Raw genomic sequence first — 17,397 nt, forward strand, 5'->3', positions numbered from 1 at the left:
AATGACTTTGACAGGGTTAGTTAAGAGATTGTATCATGCGCGGTTTCTTGTATTCGTTCTGGTTCCTTATGACTGTTATTCACAGCGGTCAATTCGCGCTTGAAGGCGAAAAGATTGAAGGATTGACGCCGCTGTCTGAGTTAGGCCGCTTACACGATCTGCTTGCTAGTACTGAGGGCAGCATGGTCTGGAAGTTGTCTGGCGGCATTGATAAGTTAGAGCGGCCGTGGTTATTTGTTGATGTGGAAGGCGAAGTTCAACTCGTTTGCCAGCGTTGCTTAAAGCCCATGCCCTTTTTTGTTAATGTGGGTAGCACTCTCGTACAGTTTCCGGACGAGGCCCATCTTGATGAGGCAGAAAACGCTGACGAAGATCTCGAAGGTATCGTTATCGATCCCGAGCTTGACGTTATGGCGTTGATAGAAGATGAAATTCTGCTTGCCCTGCCCTTCGCGTCCCGACACGAAGACTGTGGCGCAGATCGCATTGTTTTAAAAGATTCAAAACCGAATCCGTTTGCTGTCCTGGCTCAGTTGAAAACCAGGGAAGCGGAATAAACTGTCAATTAAACTGGTTTTCAAGGAGCTACAATCATGGCTGTTCAACAGAATAAAAAGTCCCCGTCCAAGCGTGGCATGCGTCGTGCACACGACTTCCTTACCGCTCCGGCGCTGGCAGTTGAAGCTACGACTGGTGAAGCACATTTGCGTCACCACATCTCCCCAAATGGCTTTTACCGCGGTCGTCGCGTTATCAAAGCTAAGGGCGAGTAATCCCTTTTACAACCTCAGGGTTGTAATATGCGGCGCAAGCGGGCAACCCTTGCGCCGTTCGCCGTTCTGGATTCCCCAGTCTGTGCCTTTTTTGGAGCTCTGATTGCAGCGTTTTTCCGGCCGCGTATTGAGTGGCTGATAAATACTCTCTGGCTCCTTACAGGACTTGTTGCCCCCGATGGATATCACCGTTGCCGTTGATGCAATGGGCGGCGATCACGGCACGCACGTTACCGTGCCTGCAGTGCTTCGCTTCCTAAAAGAATTTCCTCATGTCAATGTCGTGCTGGTTGGTTTGCCCGATGTTCTTGCGGTTGAATTAAAAGCTTGCCATGCCACGGTAGGCCCTCGCTTGCGTGTTCATGCCGCAAGTGAAGTGGTGACCATGGATGAATCGCCTCAGTCGGCGATGAAGAATAAAAAAGATTCTTCGATGCGTGTGGCGATTAATCTGGTTAAATCCGGCGAAGCTAATGCTTGCGTTTCTGCAGGCAATACGGGCGCGCTGATGGCCACTGCACGCTTTGTACTTAAAACCATTCCGGGAATTGATCGCCCCGCGATTGCAAAAATGATGCCATCCAGCCGCAATGAGACTTGCGTACTGGATCTTGGGGCCAATGCTGTATGTACACCGCATAATATTTTGCAGTTTGCCATTATGGGTTCTTCGCTGGTGGCGGCAACCCGCCATATTGAAAACCCAACCGTTGGCTTACTCAATATTGGTTCTGAAGACCAGAAAGGAAATGAGACGGTTAAAGAGGCCTCAGAATTACTGAAGGCATCCCGGCTTAATTTTCAGGGCAATGTTGAGGGAAATGACATCTACCGCGGTTCGGTCGATGTGGTTACCTGCGATGGCTTTACCGGAAATGTGGCTTTAAAAGCCTCGGAAGGCCTAGCAAAAATGCTGGCCGATTTCTTAAAACAAGAGTTTACCCGCAGCTGGTGGACGCGCATTATCGCACTCCTTGCGTGGCCGGTATTGGCGCGCTTTAAAGGCAGAGTTGACCCGCGCCGTTATAACGGTGCGTCCTTGCTGGGCTTGAAAGGCATCGTGGTGAAGAGCCATGGTAGTGCAGACAAAGTGGCTTTTTACTGGGCTTTGCGGCAGGCGATGGATGAGGCACGCTCAGGCGTGATTCAGCGCATCACTGAACAAGTTCAGGATCAGCTCGCAGAATTGGCAGCTCAAGAGACTGCCGTCGAATAAGGGGTTTGGCATGTACGCTCGCATTGTTGGCACTGGTTCATATTTACCGTCTCGTATTCTTTCAAATCAGGAAATCGCCGCGCGCGTTGACACCAGTGATGAATGGATTGTTTCACGTACGGGTATCCGTGAGCGTCATATTGCAGCTGAAGGTGAGCTGACATCTGATTTGGCGCTCAAAGCCGTTGAGGCGGCCATTGCCGCTGCGGGTGTAAGCAAAGAAGAAATTGATTTACTGATTGTGGCCACAACAACGGGTGATCAGATTTTTCCGTCAACAGCTTGTATCGTGCAGGACAAATTAGGTTTGCATGGTTTCCCGGCATTTGATGTGCAGGCGGTGTGTGCAGGATTTATTTACGCGCTGAGTACGGCTGAAAAATTTGTGAAAACGGGTGCAGCAAAATGCGCCGTTGTGGTGGGGGCAGAGACGGTTTCTCACTTGATTAACTGGGAAGACCGCGGCACTTGCATCTTATTTGGTGATGGTGCGGGTGCTGTTGTTCTGAAACCTTCCGCTGAAACCGGTATTCTGGCCACTAATTTGCGTGCAGATGGTCGTTACCGCCATATTCTGAAAGCAGATGCAAAGGTGAAATACGGTAGCCTGACAGGCAGCCCATGGCTGTACATGGAAGGTAATGCCGTGTTTAAGTTTGCAGTCAGAGCACTTGCTGATGTGGCTGTAGAAACGCTTGAGGCGGCCGGGCTTGCTCAATCTGAAATTGATTGGCTGGTTCCGCATCAGGCCAATATTCGTATTATTGAATCCACCGCAAAGCATCTTGGTTTAAGTATGGATAAAGTGGTGGTGACTGTGGCTGAGCATGGTAATACTTCTGCTGCATCCATTCCTTTAGCGCTGGACGTAGCAGTGCGTGATGGCCGGATTAAACCGGGCCAGAAAATTTTAATGGAAGGGATTGGTGGTGGTTTTGCCTGGGGCGCGGTCATCGCTCAGTTTTAATGTTAACGGCGCAGCAATGCGCCGTTTGACTATCCGGCATTAAAATAACTGTTTGAATTTTGCTGAAGCCATGTGCTTTAGCGGCGTGAGAGGAGAAAAAAATGGCATTAGCATTTGTATTTCCGGGCCAAGGCTCTCAATCAATCGGCATGATGAATGGCTGGGCTGATTTGGCGGTAGTAAAAGCAACGTTTGACGAAGCTTCGGCGATTCTGGGTGAAGACTTATGGCAAATGGTCGCTGATGGCCCTGCAGAGCTGTTAAATGCAACCGTCAATACTCAGCCTCTGATGCTGACTGCAGGCGTGGCCGCATGGCGCGCATGGCAGGCACAGGGGGGCGCACAGCCAGAAGTCCTGGCAGGACACAGCCTTGGCGAATACACCGCGCTTGTGGCGGCAGAGGCATTGTCTTTTGGCGATGCGCTGCAATTAGTCCGTTTGCGTGCAACGGCGATGCAGGATGCTGTGCCCGCAGGTACAGGCGCAATGGCGGCTATTTTGGGTCTTGCTGATGATCAGATTATTGCGGCTTGTGAAGAAGCTGCGCAGGGCGAGGTTGTTGCTGCGGTGAATTTTAATTCACCAGGCCAGGTTGTGATTGCGGGCAGTAAGGCTGCAGTTGAGCGCGCTTGCGAGGCTTGTAAAGCGCGTGGTGCTAAGCGGGCGATGTTATTACCAGTGTCTGTACCATCGCATTGCGCTTTAATGCGTCCTGCTGCAGAAAAGTTGCAACAAAAGTTAGATACAATCGTCATCAATACGCCTGTGATTCCTGTCTTGCATAATGCAGATGTGGCCGCATATAGCGATGCAGCACAAATTAAAGATGCATTGGTTCGCCAGCTTTATGAGCCAGTACGCTGGGTGGAAACCATCACTAAGATGGCAAATGACGGAATCACCGTGATTGCAGAATGTGGTCCGGGTAAAGTACTGGCAGGCTTGAATAAGCGAATTGCAACTGAAGCGCAGCAAGTGGCGCTGGTTGACGCTGCAGCACTGCAAACATTAAAAGCAATGCTGTAAGCCCATGGCTGGCTGCTTGAATAATCTGGAGATTTTGCATGAGTTTTGAAGGTAAAGTAGCACTGGTAACGGGGGCATCCCGGGGTATTGGTCAGTCGATTGCACTTGAGCTTGCTCGTGCAGGGGCGCTGGTGATTGGTACCGCAACCTCAGACGCGGGCGCAGAAGCGATTACGGCTTACTTAAAAGAAGCAGGTAACGCGGGCTGTGGCTTACGCTTGCAAGTAACCGAAGAGGGTGCTTGTGATGCGATTATTGACTCAATTACCCAACAATTTGGCCCAGTGACCATTCTTGTGAATAATGCAGGGATTACCCGTGATAATCTCCTGATGCGCATGAAGGACGAAGAATGGGACGAGGTGATGGCAACCAATCTGCGTCCGGTGTATAAGCTCTCCAAGGCCGTCATGCGCGGCATGATGAAAGCGCGCTGGGGCCGGATTATTAATATTGCCTCGGTGGTGGGAGCTACAGGTAATCCTGGGCAAGCTAACTACTGCTCGGCAAAAGCGGCTTTGTTTGGTTTTACCAAATCGCTGGCGCGTGAGATTGGCTCCAGAGGGGTGACTGTGAATGCCGTGGCTCCCGGTTTTATCGATACCGACATGACAAAGTCGCTGCCTGATGAACAAAAGGCTAAACTAGTCGAACAAATTGCCTTAGGACGCTTAGGTAATCCGCAGGATATTGCAGATGCGGTGAGTTTTTTGGCGTCAGATAAAGCTGCTTACATTACAGGCAATACCCTGCATGTAAACGGCGGAATGTATATGAATTAAGGCGGTATCTACGCTGTTAGCAGATTTAATTTGCCGCTCAGCGTGGTTTTTTGGTTGTGCATTTGACCGAAGTCACTCGACAAACGTTTGCTGTGACTGTTTTTTTGGTAGAATGCCGACGTTTTTTTTAGTAATTAAGACAAGGCTTGGGACATAAATTCATGGAAAACATCGAACAGCGTGTTAAGAAGATCGTTGCCGAGCAACTTGGCGTGCCGGAAACAGACGTTAAGATTGACTCATCGTTTGTAAACGACCTCGGTGCCGATTCTCTCGATACCGTTGAACTCGTCATGGCACTGGAAGAAGAATTCGAGTGCGAAATTCCTGACGAAGAAGCCGAAAAGATTACTACCGTTCAGCAAGCTATTGACTTCGTCAATACTCATCTGAACAAGTAATTAGTTTTTCTCGAGGCCTCTGCGATAAGCGTGTAAGCGTTTATTGTGGAGGTCTTGTTCCATCTGGTCCTTTATAGGGCCATCTCACGGAGACTGCCCCGTGTCTAAACGCAGAGTAGTTGTCACCGGCTTGGGACATGTCTCGCCGGTTGGCAATGATGTGGCTACCGGTTGGGCAAATTTGCTCGCTGGTCAGTCTGGCATCACCCAAATTACCCGTTTCGACGCCAGCGACCTGGCCTGCACCATTGCTGGTGAAGTCAAAGGTTTCGATATTACCGAGTACATCTCGGCAAAAGACGCACGCCGTATGGATGTGTTTATCCATTACGGTATCGCCGCAGCCCTGCAAGCGATTAAAGATGCAGGCCTCGATGATATTGCGGATTTAGATAAAACACGCGTTGGCGTAAATATTGGTTCTGGTATCGGTGGCCTTTGGTCTATCGAGCAGACCAGCGCGGCGATGCTTGAAAGCGGCCCGCGCAAAATTGGCCCGTTCTTTATTCCGGGTTGCCTGATTAATTTGGTTGCAGGTCATGTAACCATTTTGAAAGGCTATCAGGGACCAAGTTACGGCATCGTTTCTGCATGTACTACCGGTGCGCATAGCATTGGCGATGCGGCCCGTATTATTCAGTACGGTGATGCAGATGTGATGGTTGCTGGCGGTGCAGAAGGCGCGATTTCCCGCCTGGGCATGGGCGGCTTTGCCGCCATGAAAGCGCTGTCTACTCGCAATGACGATCCGGCTACGGCATCCCGCCCTTGGGATACGGGGCGCGATGGCTTTGTTATGGGTGAAGGCGCGGGTGTGCTGGTACTGGAAGAGTACGAGCATGCTAAAAAACGCGGCGCAACCATTTACGCAGAGCTGATTGGTTTTGGTATGAGCTCGGATGCTTACCATATCACTTCACCAACGGCAGAAGGCCCGGCGCGTGGCGTCACCAACGCCTTGCGTGATGCTGGCATTAATCCGGATGAAGTGGATTACGTGAACGCTCATGGCACATCAACGCCTGTGGGTGATGCAAATGAAACCAATGCGCTGAAAATTGCCTTTGGTGATCATGCTAAAAAGCTGGTGGTGAATTCTACTAAATCCATGACGGGCCATTTATTGGGCGGCGCGGGTGGTGTGGAAGCGATTTACTCCATCCTGGCTCTGCATCATCAGGTATCTCCGCCTACTATCAATATCTTCGAACAAGATATTGCGGGTGGTTGTGATCTGGATTATGTGGCCAATACCGCAAGAGATATGAAGATTGGCGTTGCAATCTCTAACTCTTTTGGCTTTGGCGGCACCAACGGTACGCTGGTTTTCCGCAAAATTTAACGCGGAAAGACGTAATAAAAAAAGGCTGCTCCTGCAGCCTTTTTTGCGTCTGTAAATTGCAGTATATATAAATAGTGTTTTTACAAGAAAAAGGCAGGTAAGACAGCAAGCCATTCAGGATTTTGGCAAAGTTGTAGTAATCAGCAAACAGACCGTATTGCAGAATATGCCCCGGCTAGGCTGGGGGGCTAATCCTCGCGCTGTAATGTGTAATTCAGCTGGCTGATATCAAAGCCCTGCTCTTTGGCAATATCCAGTGCGGCCTTTAAATCCTGCCTGCTGATGGTCTGGGTGCGCGAAAGCAGCCACAGATATTTGTGATTTGGGTTGCCTACCAGTGCCCACTGGTAATCATCGCCCAGGCCAAAGACCCAGTAATCCGCAGAGAATGGCCAGAAGAAGCTGACTTTTAATTTTGCATTGCCGCTGTGGGGTACCACGCTTGCGTGCCCGCTTGCCTCTGCAAAGCTGCCATCTTGTTTGCGGCAGCGATTGAGCACAGCAATTTTATCGTCCCCCTGTTTCGTGTATTCCGCGGTGGTATCCGCAATGCACATACGTTGAAAATACATGGGGAAACTGGCGATTTCGTACCAGCGCCCTAAGTAACGGTCTAAATCCAGCGAGGAAACAGTCACTGGTTCGGCACAGGCGGTGCAGCTGATCATTAGGCTGAGAAGTAAGGCGGATATGCGCATGTTGCCTTCTTTTTTAGCGATATTTTTATATTCTAGCAGCTTGCCCGAGAGGTGCGATCGCATTCATGGCATGAAATGGGCTTTGTGAACTAAAACAGCGAAGGCGTTGTTGTATGCTCTCTTCGCACATACAAAGCATTATTTCTCCGGTGGCTTACTGATATAGAAACGCAAGGGATTTAATGCAACACTATCGCTTGTTTAAGTGATAAGGTATAAGGCTGCACTTGCCCTGTTAAAATACTGATTATGTTCTGCCTATCTCTTTCCCAAACTCCTGACTTATTAGCGCTGCACGCCAGCGATCCAGCCCGTTTTCCTGCCCTTGCTGAAACAGGTGGCGGTCATGCGGGGTGGGATATTCTCTTTGCCTTGCCACGGGAAGTACGTGTTTATGCTGCGGGTGAGGGCGATGCTTTCGTCAGTGATCTGCGCAGCTTGCCCCTGAATGCCTTGCTGCCCCGCCCGGAAGAGCTGCCGCTTGATGCGCCCTTTGCGGGGGGCTGGTTTACTTATGCGGGCTATGAGCTGCTTTCAGTCTTTGAGCCGCATGTGCCGCAGCGTGCTGAGGCCGGTTTTCCTGTCGCTGCCTTATTACGCATTCCTGCCGCTGTTTTACTTGAGCGTCCATCCGGGCAGGCATGGCTGGTAGCCGAAACACTGGAAGAGTTAGAAATGCTCGCCGGGCGGGTTGCTGATGTGCCCGAATTTAATCCGTCTTTGCCGCAGGTTGCGTCCATTAGCGAGGATGATCCTGAAGCCTTTTTACAAGGGGCAGAGCAGGCTCTTATATATATAAGAGAAGGCGATGTTTTTCAGGTGAATTTATCCCGCGGCTGGGATGTGCATTTGGCGCATGCTTTAAGCCCTGCCGAACTATTTGCCAGCTTGCGGGTTCGCAATCCTGCTCCGTTTTCTACCCTGCTTGATTTAGGCAGCTATGGAGCGGTGGTCAGCTCTTCACCGGAGCGCCTGGTTAAAGTAAAAGGCGATTGTGTTGAAACCCGGCCCATTGCAGGTACTCACCCAAGATCGTTGGATGCAGCTGAAGATGCCCGGCTTAAAGAGCGGCTCTTAGCCACACCTAAAGAGCGTGCAGAGCACATTATGCTGGTAGATTTAGAGCGTAATGACCTGGGGCGTATTTGTCGTCCCGGCACGGTGCAGGTGGACGAGCTGATGGCTGTGGCAACCTATGCTTTTGTGCATCATATTGAATCCAATGTCCGCGGGCAGTTAAGCGCTGGGCAAACGCCAGCAGATATCCTCAGAGCGCTCTTTCCCGGAGGGACCATTACAGGTTGTCCTAAGGTTCGCTGTATGCAAATTATCAGGGAGCTGGAAGATAGACCGCGATATGCTTACACGGGCAGCCTGGGTTATATCAATTTGGATGGATCAATGGATCTCAACATCCTGATTCGTACTTTCTTACAAAGACAAAGCGAGCTTTATTTCAGAGCAGGCGCTGGTATTGTGATTGATTCAGATCCTGAGTGTGAATTACAAGAAACAAGGCATAAAGCGCGAGGTTTATTGCGTGCCATTGGTGTTGAAGGATAAGCCCGTTTGCAGGGCGGGCACGCTTTAAGTGCCTGTACATCAGCTTAATACAGGGTGGCAAAGCAAATTGTTTTGTTCACCCTTTTTTTATGGAGTTTTAAATGAGATTGCTTAATGGCCAGCTCCAGGATGCCATCAGTATGGCCGATCGGGCGTTTCAATTTGGTGACGGAGTGTTTCGCACCATGCGTTGCACCGGCGGGGCGATTGAATTTTGGGCCAGACATTACGCACGCTTACAGCAAGATTGTGCTGCATTAGGAATAATATGCCCCGCTGAGTCTTTGCTGTTAGAAGACTTTCGAAAGCTTACACCTGTTGACGCCGTGCTTAAAATTATCATTACAAGAGGAGAAACGGCTCGTGGCTATGGCTCGCCACCGGCGCTGGCGGTCAATCGCATTGTTCAAATGGCTGCTTTACCTGTATATCCCGATGATTTTTATCAGCAGGGCGTAAAAGTACGGGTTTGCACTACGCGTGCAAGCTGGCAGCCTGCTCTGGCAGGGGTTAAGCATTTGAATCGTTTAGAAAATGTTTTAGCGAGGCGGGAATGGAGTGATCCGGAGATTTTTGAAGGCCTGATGCTGGACAGAGATGATCAGATTATCGAAGGCGTAATGAGCAATGTGTTGGTTTTAAGCGACAGCATTTTAAGTACCCCAAAACTGGATCAAAGCGGGGTACATGGAGTGATGTGTGAGGCCGTTTTTGATGCTGCAGTGCAGCATGGCTGGAAGGTGGAAAAACGAGTCTGGAAGCTGGATGAGATTAAAAAAGCAGACGCAATTTGGTTAACAAATAGCGTAATGGGATTATTGCCAGTGTCCTCTTTATGTGAGCAGCATTTCTCCCCTCACACCGCGCAAGCACTGCTCTTGGCTGCACTTAAGCAGTTGCGCCAGAAGGAAAAATTTGCGATTGTGAATGAGCCGGATATGACGAAAGGGTAATTTGTCACAGCGTGGGATAGGGGCTTGGCCTTATATTGGCGCTCCTTCAACGCAAAAACGGCAAGCCTGAGGGCTTGCCGTTTTTGATAAATCTGGAGGAGAGAGGGGGATTCGAACCCCCGATACTCTTGCGAGTACGCCTGATTTCGAGTCAGGTACATTCAACCACTCTGCCACCTCTCCAAAGAGGAGACGAATTCTAGCGCAATTTTTACCTAAGGCAAAGCAGTGTTTGTCATTTTAGGATGAATTAGTGCAGAATGCGGCCGGTATCAACAAACGGGATGCGCATGAAACATTGGCTCATGGCTCTAGCAACAGTTGTTCTAACGGGTTGCGGCGATATGCCGGAACAATCTTCCAACCGGGTTCTTCCTTGGGCAGAATCACAAGAACTCGTCGTACTGGTACAAAACGGTCCGACCACACTCTATGTCGATGCTGAAGGCAATTACGCAGGCTTGGAGTACGACCTCGTTACTCGCTTTGCAGTAGCAAATGGGCTGAAAGTGCGTTTTATCGTGACCAGCAGCTATGCCGAGTTACTTTCCAGGCTAAAGGGAAATGAAGCTCATTTTGCCGTTGGTGTGCAAAAAGGCTTTGAAAGCCAGGGGCTTGCATTTGGCCCGGCCTACCAAAGTATCGAGCCTGTGCTGGTTTACCCAAGCAATAAAACGGCAGCCAGTGTTCTGGCAGAGCTGAGCGCAGGAGAGGCAAGCATCAGCACTCTGCCTCAGTACACCATGGCGCTGGATAAGCTAAAGGCCAGCAAGCCAGGCCTGAGCTGGAACGTGGTAGAAGATGGAGATAGCGAAGACTTGATCGAGCGCGTTGCCAATGGCCAGCTCACTTACGCTATGGTGGATTCGCATGCTGCGGATGTTGCGCAGAATTACTTCCCTAAAATCGCTATTTCGCGCGATATGGGCTCGGTGCAGCAGCTGGCTTGGGCTGCTCCTGAAGGAGACAGCGAGCTGTTTACCTTGTTCCAGGGCTTCTTCAGCAAAATGACCCAAAGTGGTGAGCTGCGCAGTCTGCTTGACCGATATTACGGCCATGTGAATCGTCTTGGCCCAATGGATGCCATGGCGTTTTTAGACAAGCGCAAAGCCACTTTGCCACGCTATAAAAAGTGGTTTAAAGAGGCTGAAACGAAAACCGGCTTGGATTGGCGCCTGGTTGCTGCGCTGTCTTATCAGGAATCGATGTGGGATCCGGAAGCGGTTTCGATGTCGGGTGTGCGTGGCATGATGATGCTCACCAACGATACGGCAGAACGTTTGGGCGTGAACCGCCTCGACCCCTATCAAAGTATTCAGGGTGGCGCGCGTTATATCCAGACCATGAAAGACAGCCTGGCTGAGAATATTACTGAGCCCGATCGCACTTGGCTGGCGCTGGCTGCCTACAACGTAGGATTAGGCCATCTGCTTGATGCCCGCGCATTGGCTGTGAAGCTGGGCAAAAACCCGGATAGCTGGGTGGATGTAAAAACCACTTTGCCACTTTTGCGTAATCCGCAATATTTTAAATCCGCCAAATACGGCTATGCCCGCGGTGGCGAGCCCGTGATTTTTGTCGAACGCTTACGCACTTACTACGATATTTTGGTGCGTTTCGAGAGCCCGGTGCAAAGCACGATGCCGGTGCTAAGCGAGAATATTGTGGTGCAAAACCCCAATAATTTGCCGCTGAATATCAATAACCGCGTGCTGGCGGCTAAGCAGGTGCGTACCGCGGCGCTTTGATCAGAAGCGCTGCAAGCTTTAGCATAAAAGGGCAGGGAGCGGCTTTTGCCGCCAATGACCTTATTTATGCGGAGCTTTCGCGGCTCAAGCTGCAGCAATGAGAAGCATCGGATTCCTAGGTGTTTGTTGCGGTGGATAGGGGAGATCCGCTGCGCCTGCGGCGCAGTTTGCTCTTACGCGCTACAATATCGCCTTCCACGCACTATTTCCGGTAGCTTTTCTATGACTGTACGTACTCGTTTTGCCCCTAGTCCTACGGGCTTATTACATATTGGTGGTGTACGCACCGCGCTGTTTTCATGGGCGCATGCTCGCAAAAATGGCGGTGCATTTGTGCTTCGTATCGAAGACACCGATTTAGAGCGCTCCACACCAGAATCTGTGAAAGCCATCATGGATGGCATGCATTGGGTGGGCATCGACTACGATGAAGGCCCGTTTTACCAAATGCAGCGCATGGATCGCTACCGCGAAGCCGTGAAGCAACTCTTAGCCAGTGGCCACGCCTACCCTTGTTTTATGTCCAAAGAAGAACTCGATGCCATGCGCGCCGAGCAAGAGGCTTTGGGCTTAAAAGCCAAATACGATCGCCGCTGGAGACCCGAGGAAGGCAAGGTTCTGCCTGAGCCTCCGGCTGGTGTGCAGCCCGTACTGCGCTTCAGAACGCCACTGGATGGCGTCGTAGCATGGGATGATCTGGTGAAAGGCCGGATCGAGATTGGCAATATCGAGCTGGACGATCTGATTATCGCCCGCCCGGATGGCACGCCAACCTATAACTTCTGCGTGGTGGTGGATGACTGGGATATGGGCATCACCCAGGTGATTCGTGGTGATGATCATGTGAATAACACACCGCGCCAGATTCATATCTTCAATGCATTGGGCGCGGCTGTACCGCAATTTGCCCATCTGCCCATGATTCATAACGATCAGGGCCAGAAATTATCCAAGCGCCGCGATGCCGTCAGCGTGGTGGATTACGACCGCGCCGGTTATCTGCCGGAAGCCCTGCTCAACTACTTGGCGCGTTTAGGCTGGGGCCACGGTGATGATGAACTCTTCACCATGGCGCAGTTTGTAGAATGGTTTGATCTGAAAGATGTATCAGCCAGCCCAAGCCGCTTTGATAAAGAAAAACTGCTGTGGCTGAATGCTCAGCATATCAAAGCTGCGGATACTGCCCGCCTGGCTGATCTGGCTAAGCGCTTCCTGGATGAAAAAGGGATCGATCTGAGCCAGGGGCCCGCCCTGGTGGATGTCGTCGCTTTGCTTAAAGAGCGCGTGCAAACCATCGTTGAGCTGGCTGCCGAAGCAGAATACTTTTACCAGCCGCTCACGCCTTCTGATGAGATTCTAGCCAAGCATCTGACGAGTGACGATCTGGCCCGCCTGAGCGCCTTTGCCAGCGAAGCTGCAGCACTTGAAGCATGGGATACCGCGAGCATCTCGGCATTTATTAAAGAATTCTGCAAATCGCAGGGCGTAAAAATGGGCCAGGTAGGCATGCCACTGCGCGCCAAAGTCTGCGGCACCACACATACACCTTCGGTGGATGCGGTGCTGGCATTGCTGGGTAAGGCAGAAGTATTAAAACGCCTGGCTTAAGCATTGGGCTAATTAAAAAAACCGGGCTGTAGCCCGGTTTTTTTATGCAAAAAGGAAATAAGGGTGGAGTTTAAAAAAATTGATGTGCAGTGTGATTTTGATCTTTGCCTGAAATTCAGAAAAGATGCCTATCTTTGCAGCTTTCATACCCTGGATAGTTTTACTGAATTTGTGGGTGTGGATGGCGCTGATTACCATCATAAAATCCTCTCCAGAATTGATGACCCGCAATGGGGATATTTTCATGTTTATTCTGAAGGGCAAATTATTGGGCAAATAGAGTTCAAAACCTATTCTCACCTTGAGCAAACGGGCTATGTGCATTTGTTTTATCTTGCACCAGAATATCGGGGCAAAGGTTATTTTAAGCTGCTCAATCAGTTTGTCATTACACGATTGCAGGCTGCCAGTTGTGTTGCAGCCGTGCTTGCGCTTGGGCGGGAGAATCGCGCTGCGATGGAGGCTTATCAAAAAAATGGCTGGCTGATGCAGGGCGCTAAAAACGAACGCTCGGATTATTGGATTCATCATTTAAGCAGCCAAAGTGGTGTTGTGTTACAGGCTTGCAGTTATTCGGGGTAACTTTGCCCATCTTGTCAACATTACAAAGCGCGTAGGGCGGGTGAAACCCATCGCATTATAATGGCTGCACACCACCATATCACCTTGGAGTATTGCCCATGCACGCTGCTGAACTCTTACATTCCCTGACTCTTAGCCAGAAAGTTGCCCAGTTGTTTATGGTAGGGTTTGATGGCCTGATGCCCAATTCGCATATTGAAGAGATGTTGAGGAAGCATCAGCTTGGAGGCATTATTTTGTTCCGGCGAAATGTTGAAACTCCTGGCCAGCTTGCCGCCCTGAATTTGCGCTTACAACAAATCAATTTAGAAAATAGCCCTGTGCCATTAATGATTGGTACGGATCAGGAAGGTGGCATGGTGATGCGGATCGAAGCGGGCGTGACACCGCTGCCTTCTGCCATGGCATTTAAACATGCAGCGAGCGAAGCAGATTGCGAAGCGCTTACTAGGGTTGGTAATGCTGAGCTGAAATCGCTGGGGATAAATATCAATTTTGCGCCGGTGCTGGATATTAATAATAACCCGCAAAATCCGGTGATTGGTGTGCGGGCTTATGGCGAAACAGTCAGCGATGTTTGCCAGTATGGGCTGGCTGCATTGCGGGGCATACAGTCGGCTGGCATGGCTGCCACGGGGAAGCATTTTCCGGGGCATGGTGATACTGCCGTTGATTCCCATCACAGTATGCCGGTGGTTGCCCATGACCGGGCTCGTCTCGATGCCGTAGAGCTGGCTCCGTTTAGTGCCGCTTTTGATGCAGGGCTGGATGCAGTGATGACGGCGCATGTTGCTTTTCCAGCTATTGAGCCGGATCTGGCTAAGCCAGCAACGATTTCTCACGCTGTTCTCACTGGTTTATTAAGAAATGAGCTGAATTATCAGGGCGTTGTGATTACAGATTGCCTGGAAATGGATGCAATTGGCAAGGGGGTAGGGACGGTAAAGGGGGCTGTATCAGCGATTACCGCCGGAGCCGATATTGTGTTGATTTCACATACACCCGCCAAGCAAGCGGCAGCTTTTGCTGAAGTATTGCGGGCTGTTAAAGATGGTGAGATTTCAGAGGCTCGTATTGATGAATCAGTGCTGCGTATTCTTGCATTAAAACAACGCTATCAGATGTCGGATTGGGCCAGCCTTGTGCCATCGTTATTGGCGCCAGAGTCATTGCAATTGTCAGAGCGCGTTCATCAGGCGGCAATCAGCGGCGAGGCAAGGCAGCTCGATAAAAATAAAGCTGTTTTGTTGATTAGCGCCGAGGTGCGCGTTCATACCGAGATTGATGAAGTCGCTCTTGGCAAAACGCCTGAAGCGCGTAATTCACTGGCGACGCCTTTGCGTGAGCTGGCATTTACAGTAAGTGAAGAGTGGATAGGCTTGCAGCCATCAGCGGCGGAGCTGGACGTGGTTTTAAGCAGGGCTGCACATGCAGAACAAATTATTTTTGTATCGTATAACGCTGCATTATCTAAAGAGCAGCGGGCGCTGATTGATGCCTTGCCACACGATAAGCTGTGGCTGATTGCGGGCCGTCTGCCCTATGATCTGGATCTTGCACCTGAAGCGGCAGGGCGGCTAAGTTGCTGCTCTAACCGTCCTGCTGCTTTATCTGCATTAGCCTGGAAGCTGGCTGCTGCTGATCACTGATTCAGATCATTATCAAATAAGAAGCCGGTTTTTCTGCTCAGGAAAAACCGGCTTTTTTGCGTCTGCTACACCTTTCCTGGCACCAGCCCGGCTTTCTCTGCATGCTCTGAGCGCCAGGCTGCGCGTAACAGTGCCTTGTGTGAACAGATCATTGAATGCTTTCTTTGTGAACTAGAACACACCGGCCAATTTTTAGTTAATACCAATCAATCTTTCAAACTCCAAACATTTCCTTTCTCTATATTTTTTCAAAACTGTTTTTGTGCCGTATCGGTGAAAGCATGGCTTTGTTTCGCTGGAAATAACGCTGCAACAGCCTGTGTTTTTATTACTAAGGCAATATGCGGTGATGTTCCTTCATTATTTTTATATATTTTGAATACCAGACACCTGAATGTTGAATTTTCTGTGGATTGATATGGAAAGTTGTTTACGGTAAAAATACACATCAGATAAACGGATTGCATAGCTTTAATTGGTCTGTTTTTTTGATTAATTATTAAGTGATGTATTTAACTAATGCTTTTATATTTGAATGCAGCCGTTTTTTAATCATCTATTTTAAAACTTCAAGGAACAAAAATGAACATCAGAAAAAATACGGCTGCAATTGTAATATTGCTTAGCTTATTTAGTTCAGCACACGCTGTAAACGCTTATGTTGATCAATTTATCAGCTTTAAAGATGCATTAGGAAATAATGCGGTTGCATATGGTAATAATGGTACGCTGACTGCGCCCCCTCCTGAAGTCGTTAATCCAAATATTATTCTTGGTGTACCTACTGTATCTCAATGGGTTTCTATTCCTACTGATTACTCTGCTGTATATGGCTTTAACGGGCAAAAAGCCACTGATGGCTTGGATATCTATTATGTAGATGCAGGTGCTTTATCTAATGTGAGTATTTGGGGAAAACTGAATATTACGGATGCTTGGACGAAAATTGGCTCGGTCACCGAAGGAGCCCCCTTAGGGACAACTTATAATCCGGTGTCGTCATTTTTAAGCTTAGCTGGTACGGGATTAAGCGGTGTCAGCCAGGTGATGATCCGTGGTACAGACGTAGCTGGCTGGTCTCCTGGCTTTGATTTAATGGGGATTCAAGGCCGGGGGATGCTGGCGGCTCCTGTGCCAGAGCCAGAAACATATGCATTAATGGGGTTAGGACTAATTGCCTTGCTGCTTAATCGACGCAGGCAAGTTGATGCATAGAAGGGATATGGGTAATTAATCTGTTAACAGCATGTATTTTTAAAATGATAGTGACTTCTTAGTGGTTTCTGATTTTTTAAAATATAAGGAATAAAGATGAATCTAAAAACAAATGCAGCCGCAATTGTGGTTCTGGTGGGCATATTTAGTACGGCACATGCTGTTGATGCTTATGTTGATCAATTTATTAGTTATAAAAATGCAAGCCAGAGTAACGCTAATCTTCTGGGGTTTCAAAATGGTACTCCTGGTACTTTAATTAATGTTTCAGGAGCATTAGCTACTGGTGCCCCAACATACGGTGAATGGGTTGCTGTGCAAAGTGGCTATGAAGCGATTTATTCATTTACGGGGCAAAAAGCGACAACGGGCTTAAATATTTATTCTGTTGCAAATGGCGCAAATGAAAGCGCAGAAATTTATGGGCGCTTAAATTCGACTGATAGCTGGTCATTTCTTGGGATGGCATATGAGCCTTTAACTTCTTCTGGATATTCGGCTCAAGCCAGCTTTATTAATTTAAGTAGTTTTAGTAATGGGATTGCTCAGGTTAAAGTGCGGTCACTCAGTGATGGTGGCTGGTCACTTGGCTATGATCTGATGGGGATTCAGGGCCAAGGGATGGTTGCCGCACCTGTGCCAGAGCCGGAAACTTATGCCTTAATGGGGCTTGGTTTAACCGCCTTGTTGGTGAATCGTCGCAGGAAAACTAATGTTGAGTAAGCAAAATAAAAAAAGGCCATTAAATTGAACTGACCCCAATTAGTTGGACAGTATAAAAGCTAGGCGCTCAAGGGCTGGGTTCTGTATTGCACAGGACTCAGCCCTTTTAACTTCAGTTTGATTCGGTCGTGGTTATAGTAATGGATGTA

The 17,397-nt window shown here is 49.3% G+C and carries 18 protein-coding genes and 1 tRNA gene; 16 read left to right on the forward strand and 3 right to left on the reverse strand.

The annotated features are described in order from the left end of the window. Window positions 1–35 precede the first annotated feature (35 nt). The 8 genes from CSQ88_RS15985 to fabF all read left to right on the forward strand — a co-directional run bounded on the left by CSQ88_RS15985 (window position 36) and on the right by fabF (window position 6,509). Window positions 36–557, forward strand: a complete 522-nt coding sequence (locus CSQ88_RS15985) for a DUF177 domain-containing protein (protein ID WP_099399085.1) — start codon at window positions 36–38, stop codon at window positions 555–557. Window positions 558–593: 36 nt separating this feature from the next. Beyond that, window positions 594–773 carry a 50S ribosomal protein L32 gene (gene rpmF / locus CSQ88_RS15990; protein WP_046351409.1) on the forward strand — a complete coding sequence of 60 codons (180 nt, stop codon included), beginning with the start codon at window positions 594–596 and terminating at the stop codon, window positions 771–773. 178 nt (window positions 774–951) lie between these two features. Beyond that, window positions 952–1,989, forward strand: a complete 1,038-nt coding sequence (gene plsX / locus CSQ88_RS15995; RefSeq protein ID WP_099399086.1) for a phosphate acyltransferase PlsX — start codon at window positions 952–954, stop codon at window positions 1,987–1,989. Window positions 1,990–1,999: 10 nt separating this feature from the next. After that, the gene (locus CSQ88_RS16000; protein WP_099399087.1) at window positions 2,000–2,956 is read left to right on the forward strand and encodes a beta-ketoacyl-ACP synthase III; all 957 of its coding nucleotides are present in this window, start codon (window positions 2,000–2,002) and stop codon (window positions 2,954–2,956) included. A gap of 101 nt (window positions 2,957–3,057) precedes the next feature. Further along, window positions 3,058–3,984, forward strand: a complete 927-nt coding sequence (gene fabD, locus CSQ88_RS16005; RefSeq protein WP_099399088.1) for an ACP S-malonyltransferase — start codon at window positions 3,058–3,060, stop codon at window positions 3,982–3,984. 38 nt (window positions 3,985–4,022) lie between these two features. Then, window positions 4,023–4,766, forward strand: a complete 744-nt coding sequence (gene fabG, locus CSQ88_RS16010) for a 3-oxoacyl-ACP reductase FabG (RefSeq protein ID WP_099399089.1) — start codon at window positions 4,023–4,025, stop codon at window positions 4,764–4,766. 161 nt (window positions 4,767–4,927) lie between these two features. Further along, window positions 4,928–5,167, forward strand: a complete 240-nt coding sequence (acpP, locus tag CSQ88_RS16015) for an acyl carrier protein (RefSeq protein ID WP_099399090.1) — start codon at window positions 4,928–4,930, stop codon at window positions 5,165–5,167. Window positions 5,168–5,267: 100 nt separating this feature from the next. Next, the gene (gene fabF, locus CSQ88_RS16020) at window positions 5,268–6,509 is read left to right on the forward strand and encodes a beta-ketoacyl-ACP synthase II (RefSeq protein WP_099399091.1); all 1,242 of its coding nucleotides are present in this window, start codon (window positions 5,268–5,270) and stop codon (window positions 6,507–6,509) included. Window positions 6,510–6,697: 188 nt separating this feature from the next. Here the strand turns inward: fabF and CSQ88_RS16025 are convergent, their stop codons facing one another. Further along, window positions 6,698–7,207, reverse strand: a complete 510-nt coding sequence (locus CSQ88_RS16025) for a lipocalin family protein (protein ID WP_099399101.1) — start codon at window positions 7,205–7,207, stop codon at window positions 6,698–6,700. Between the two features lie 249 nt (window positions 7,208–7,456). Here CSQ88_RS16025 and CSQ88_RS16030 point away from each other — a divergent pair, with 249 nt between their 5' ends. After that, complete coding sequence (locus CSQ88_RS16030; protein ID WP_099399092.1) at window positions 7,457–8,770, forward strand: aminodeoxychorismate synthase component I; 1,314 nt, start codon at window positions 7,457–7,459, stop codon at window positions 8,768–8,770. Between the two features lie 101 nt (window positions 8,771–8,871). Next, window positions 8,872–9,723, forward strand: a complete 852-nt coding sequence (gene pabC / locus CSQ88_RS16035; RefSeq protein ID WP_099399093.1) for an aminodeoxychorismate lyase — start codon at window positions 8,872–8,874, stop codon at window positions 9,721–9,723. Window positions 9,724–9,816: 93 nt separating this feature from the next. Here the strand turns inward: pabC and CSQ88_RS16040 are convergent. Continuing rightward, window positions 9,817–9,906: transfer RNA gene (locus CSQ88_RS16040), tRNA-Ser, on the reverse strand. A gap of 107 nt (window positions 9,907–10,013) precedes the next feature. Here CSQ88_RS16040 and mltF point away from each other — a divergent pair. The 6 genes from mltF to CSQ88_RS16075 all read left to right on the forward strand — a co-directional run bounded on the left by mltF (window position 10,014) and on the right by CSQ88_RS16075 (window position 17,248). Beyond that, window positions 10,014–11,471 (forward strand): membrane-bound lytic murein transglycosylase MltF, encoded by a 1,458-nt coding sequence (gene mltF, locus CSQ88_RS16045; protein ID WP_180273683.1) that lies wholly within the window; start codon window positions 10,014–10,016, stop codon window positions 11,469–11,471. Window positions 11,472–11,693: 222 nt separating this feature from the next. Further along, window positions 11,694–13,079, forward strand: a complete 1,386-nt coding sequence (gltX, locus tag CSQ88_RS16050; RefSeq protein ID WP_099399095.1) for a glutamate--tRNA ligase — start codon at window positions 11,694–11,696, stop codon at window positions 13,077–13,079. Window positions 13,080–13,142: 63 nt separating this feature from the next. Next, window positions 13,143–13,661, forward strand: coding sequence for a GNAT family N-acetyltransferase (locus tag CSQ88_RS16055; RefSeq protein WP_180273684.1), 519 nt, complete (start codon window positions 13,143–13,145; stop codon window positions 13,659–13,661). A 98-nt stretch (window positions 13,662–13,759) separates the two neighbouring features. After that, complete coding sequence (gene nagZ, locus CSQ88_RS16060) at window positions 13,760–15,310, forward strand: beta-N-acetylhexosaminidase (protein WP_099399097.1); 1,551 nt, start codon at window positions 13,760–13,762, stop codon at window positions 15,308–15,310. 582 nt (window positions 15,311–15,892) lie between these two features. Next, the gene (locus CSQ88_RS23210; RefSeq protein ID WP_218963122.1) at window positions 15,893–16,525 is read left to right on the forward strand and encodes a PEP-CTERM sorting domain-containing protein; all 633 of its coding nucleotides are present in this window, start codon (window positions 15,893–15,895) and stop codon (window positions 16,523–16,525) included. A 96-nt stretch (window positions 16,526–16,621) separates the two neighbouring features. Then, window positions 16,622–17,248 carry a PEP-CTERM sorting domain-containing protein gene (locus CSQ88_RS16075; protein WP_099399099.1) on the forward strand — a complete coding sequence of 209 codons (627 nt, stop codon included), beginning with the start codon at window positions 16,622–16,624 and terminating at the stop codon, window positions 17,246–17,248. 59 nt (window positions 17,249–17,307) lie between these two features. Here CSQ88_RS16075 and CSQ88_RS16080 read toward each other — a convergent pair. Beyond that, window positions 17,308–17,397 (reverse strand): IS3 family transposase (locus CSQ88_RS16080; protein ID WP_143449393.1); only part of this gene is annotated, 90 nt, incomplete at its 5' end.

The organism is Iodobacter sp. BJB302 (genome assembly GCF_002735645.1).
Taxonomy (GTDB): Bacteria; Pseudomonadota; Gammaproteobacteria; order Burkholderiales; family Chitinibacteraceae; genus Iodobacter.

Excerpts from the sequence above, each read along its gene's own strand:
- gltX (WP_099399095.1), top strand. The coding sequence starts at position 11,694 with ATGACTGTACGTACTCGTTTTGCCCCTAGTCCTACGGGCTTATTACAT.
- CSQ88_RS16030 (WP_099399092.1), top strand. The coding sequence starts at position 7,457 with ATGTTCTGCCTATCTCTTTCCCAAACTCCTGACTTATTAGCGCTGCAC.
- CSQ88_RS23210 (WP_218963122.1), top strand. The coding sequence starts at position 15,893 with ATGAACATCAGAAAAAATACGGCTGCAATTGTAATATTGCTTAGCTTA.
- fabD (WP_099399088.1), top strand. The coding sequence starts at position 3,058 with ATGGCATTAGCATTTGTATTTCCGGGCCAAGGCTCTCAATCAATCGGC.
- CSQ88_RS16075 (WP_099399099.1), top strand. The coding sequence starts at position 16,622 with ATGAATCTAAAAACAAATGCAGCCGCAATTGTGGTTCTGGTGGGCATA.
- CSQ88_RS16000 (WP_099399087.1), top strand. The coding sequence starts at position 2,000 with ATGTACGCTCGCATTGTTGGCACTGGTTCATATTTACCGTCTCGTATT.
- nagZ (WP_099399097.1), top strand. The coding sequence starts at position 13,760 with ATGCACGCTGCTGAACTCTTACATTCCCTGACTCTTAGCCAGAAAGTT.
- acpP (WP_099399090.1), top strand. The coding sequence starts at position 4,928 with ATGGAAAACATCGAACAGCGTGTTAAGAAGATCGTTGCCGAGCAACTT.
- fabG (WP_099399089.1), top strand. The coding sequence starts at position 4,023 with ATGAGTTTTGAAGGTAAAGTAGCACTGGTAACGGGGGCATCCCGGGGT.
- plsX (WP_099399086.1), top strand. The coding sequence starts at position 952 with ATGGATATCACCGTTGCCGTTGATGCAATGGGCGGCGATCACGGCACG.
- rpmF (WP_046351409.1), top strand. The coding sequence starts at position 594 with ATGGCTGTTCAACAGAATAAAAAGTCCCCGTCCAAGCGTGGCATGCGT.
- mltF (WP_180273683.1), top strand. The coding sequence starts at position 10,014 with ATGAAACATTGGCTCATGGCTCTAGCAACAGTTGTTCTAACGGGTTGC.
- CSQ88_RS15985 (WP_099399085.1), top strand. The coding sequence starts at position 36 with ATGCGCGGTTTCTTGTATTCGTTCTGGTTCCTTATGACTGTTATTCAC.
- CSQ88_RS16025 (WP_099399101.1), bottom strand. The coding sequence starts at position 7,207 with ATGCGCATATCCGCCTTACTTCTCAGCCTAATGATCAGCTGCACCGCC.
- pabC (WP_099399093.1), top strand. The coding sequence starts at position 8,872 with ATGAGATTGCTTAATGGCCAGCTCCAGGATGCCATCAGTATGGCCGAT.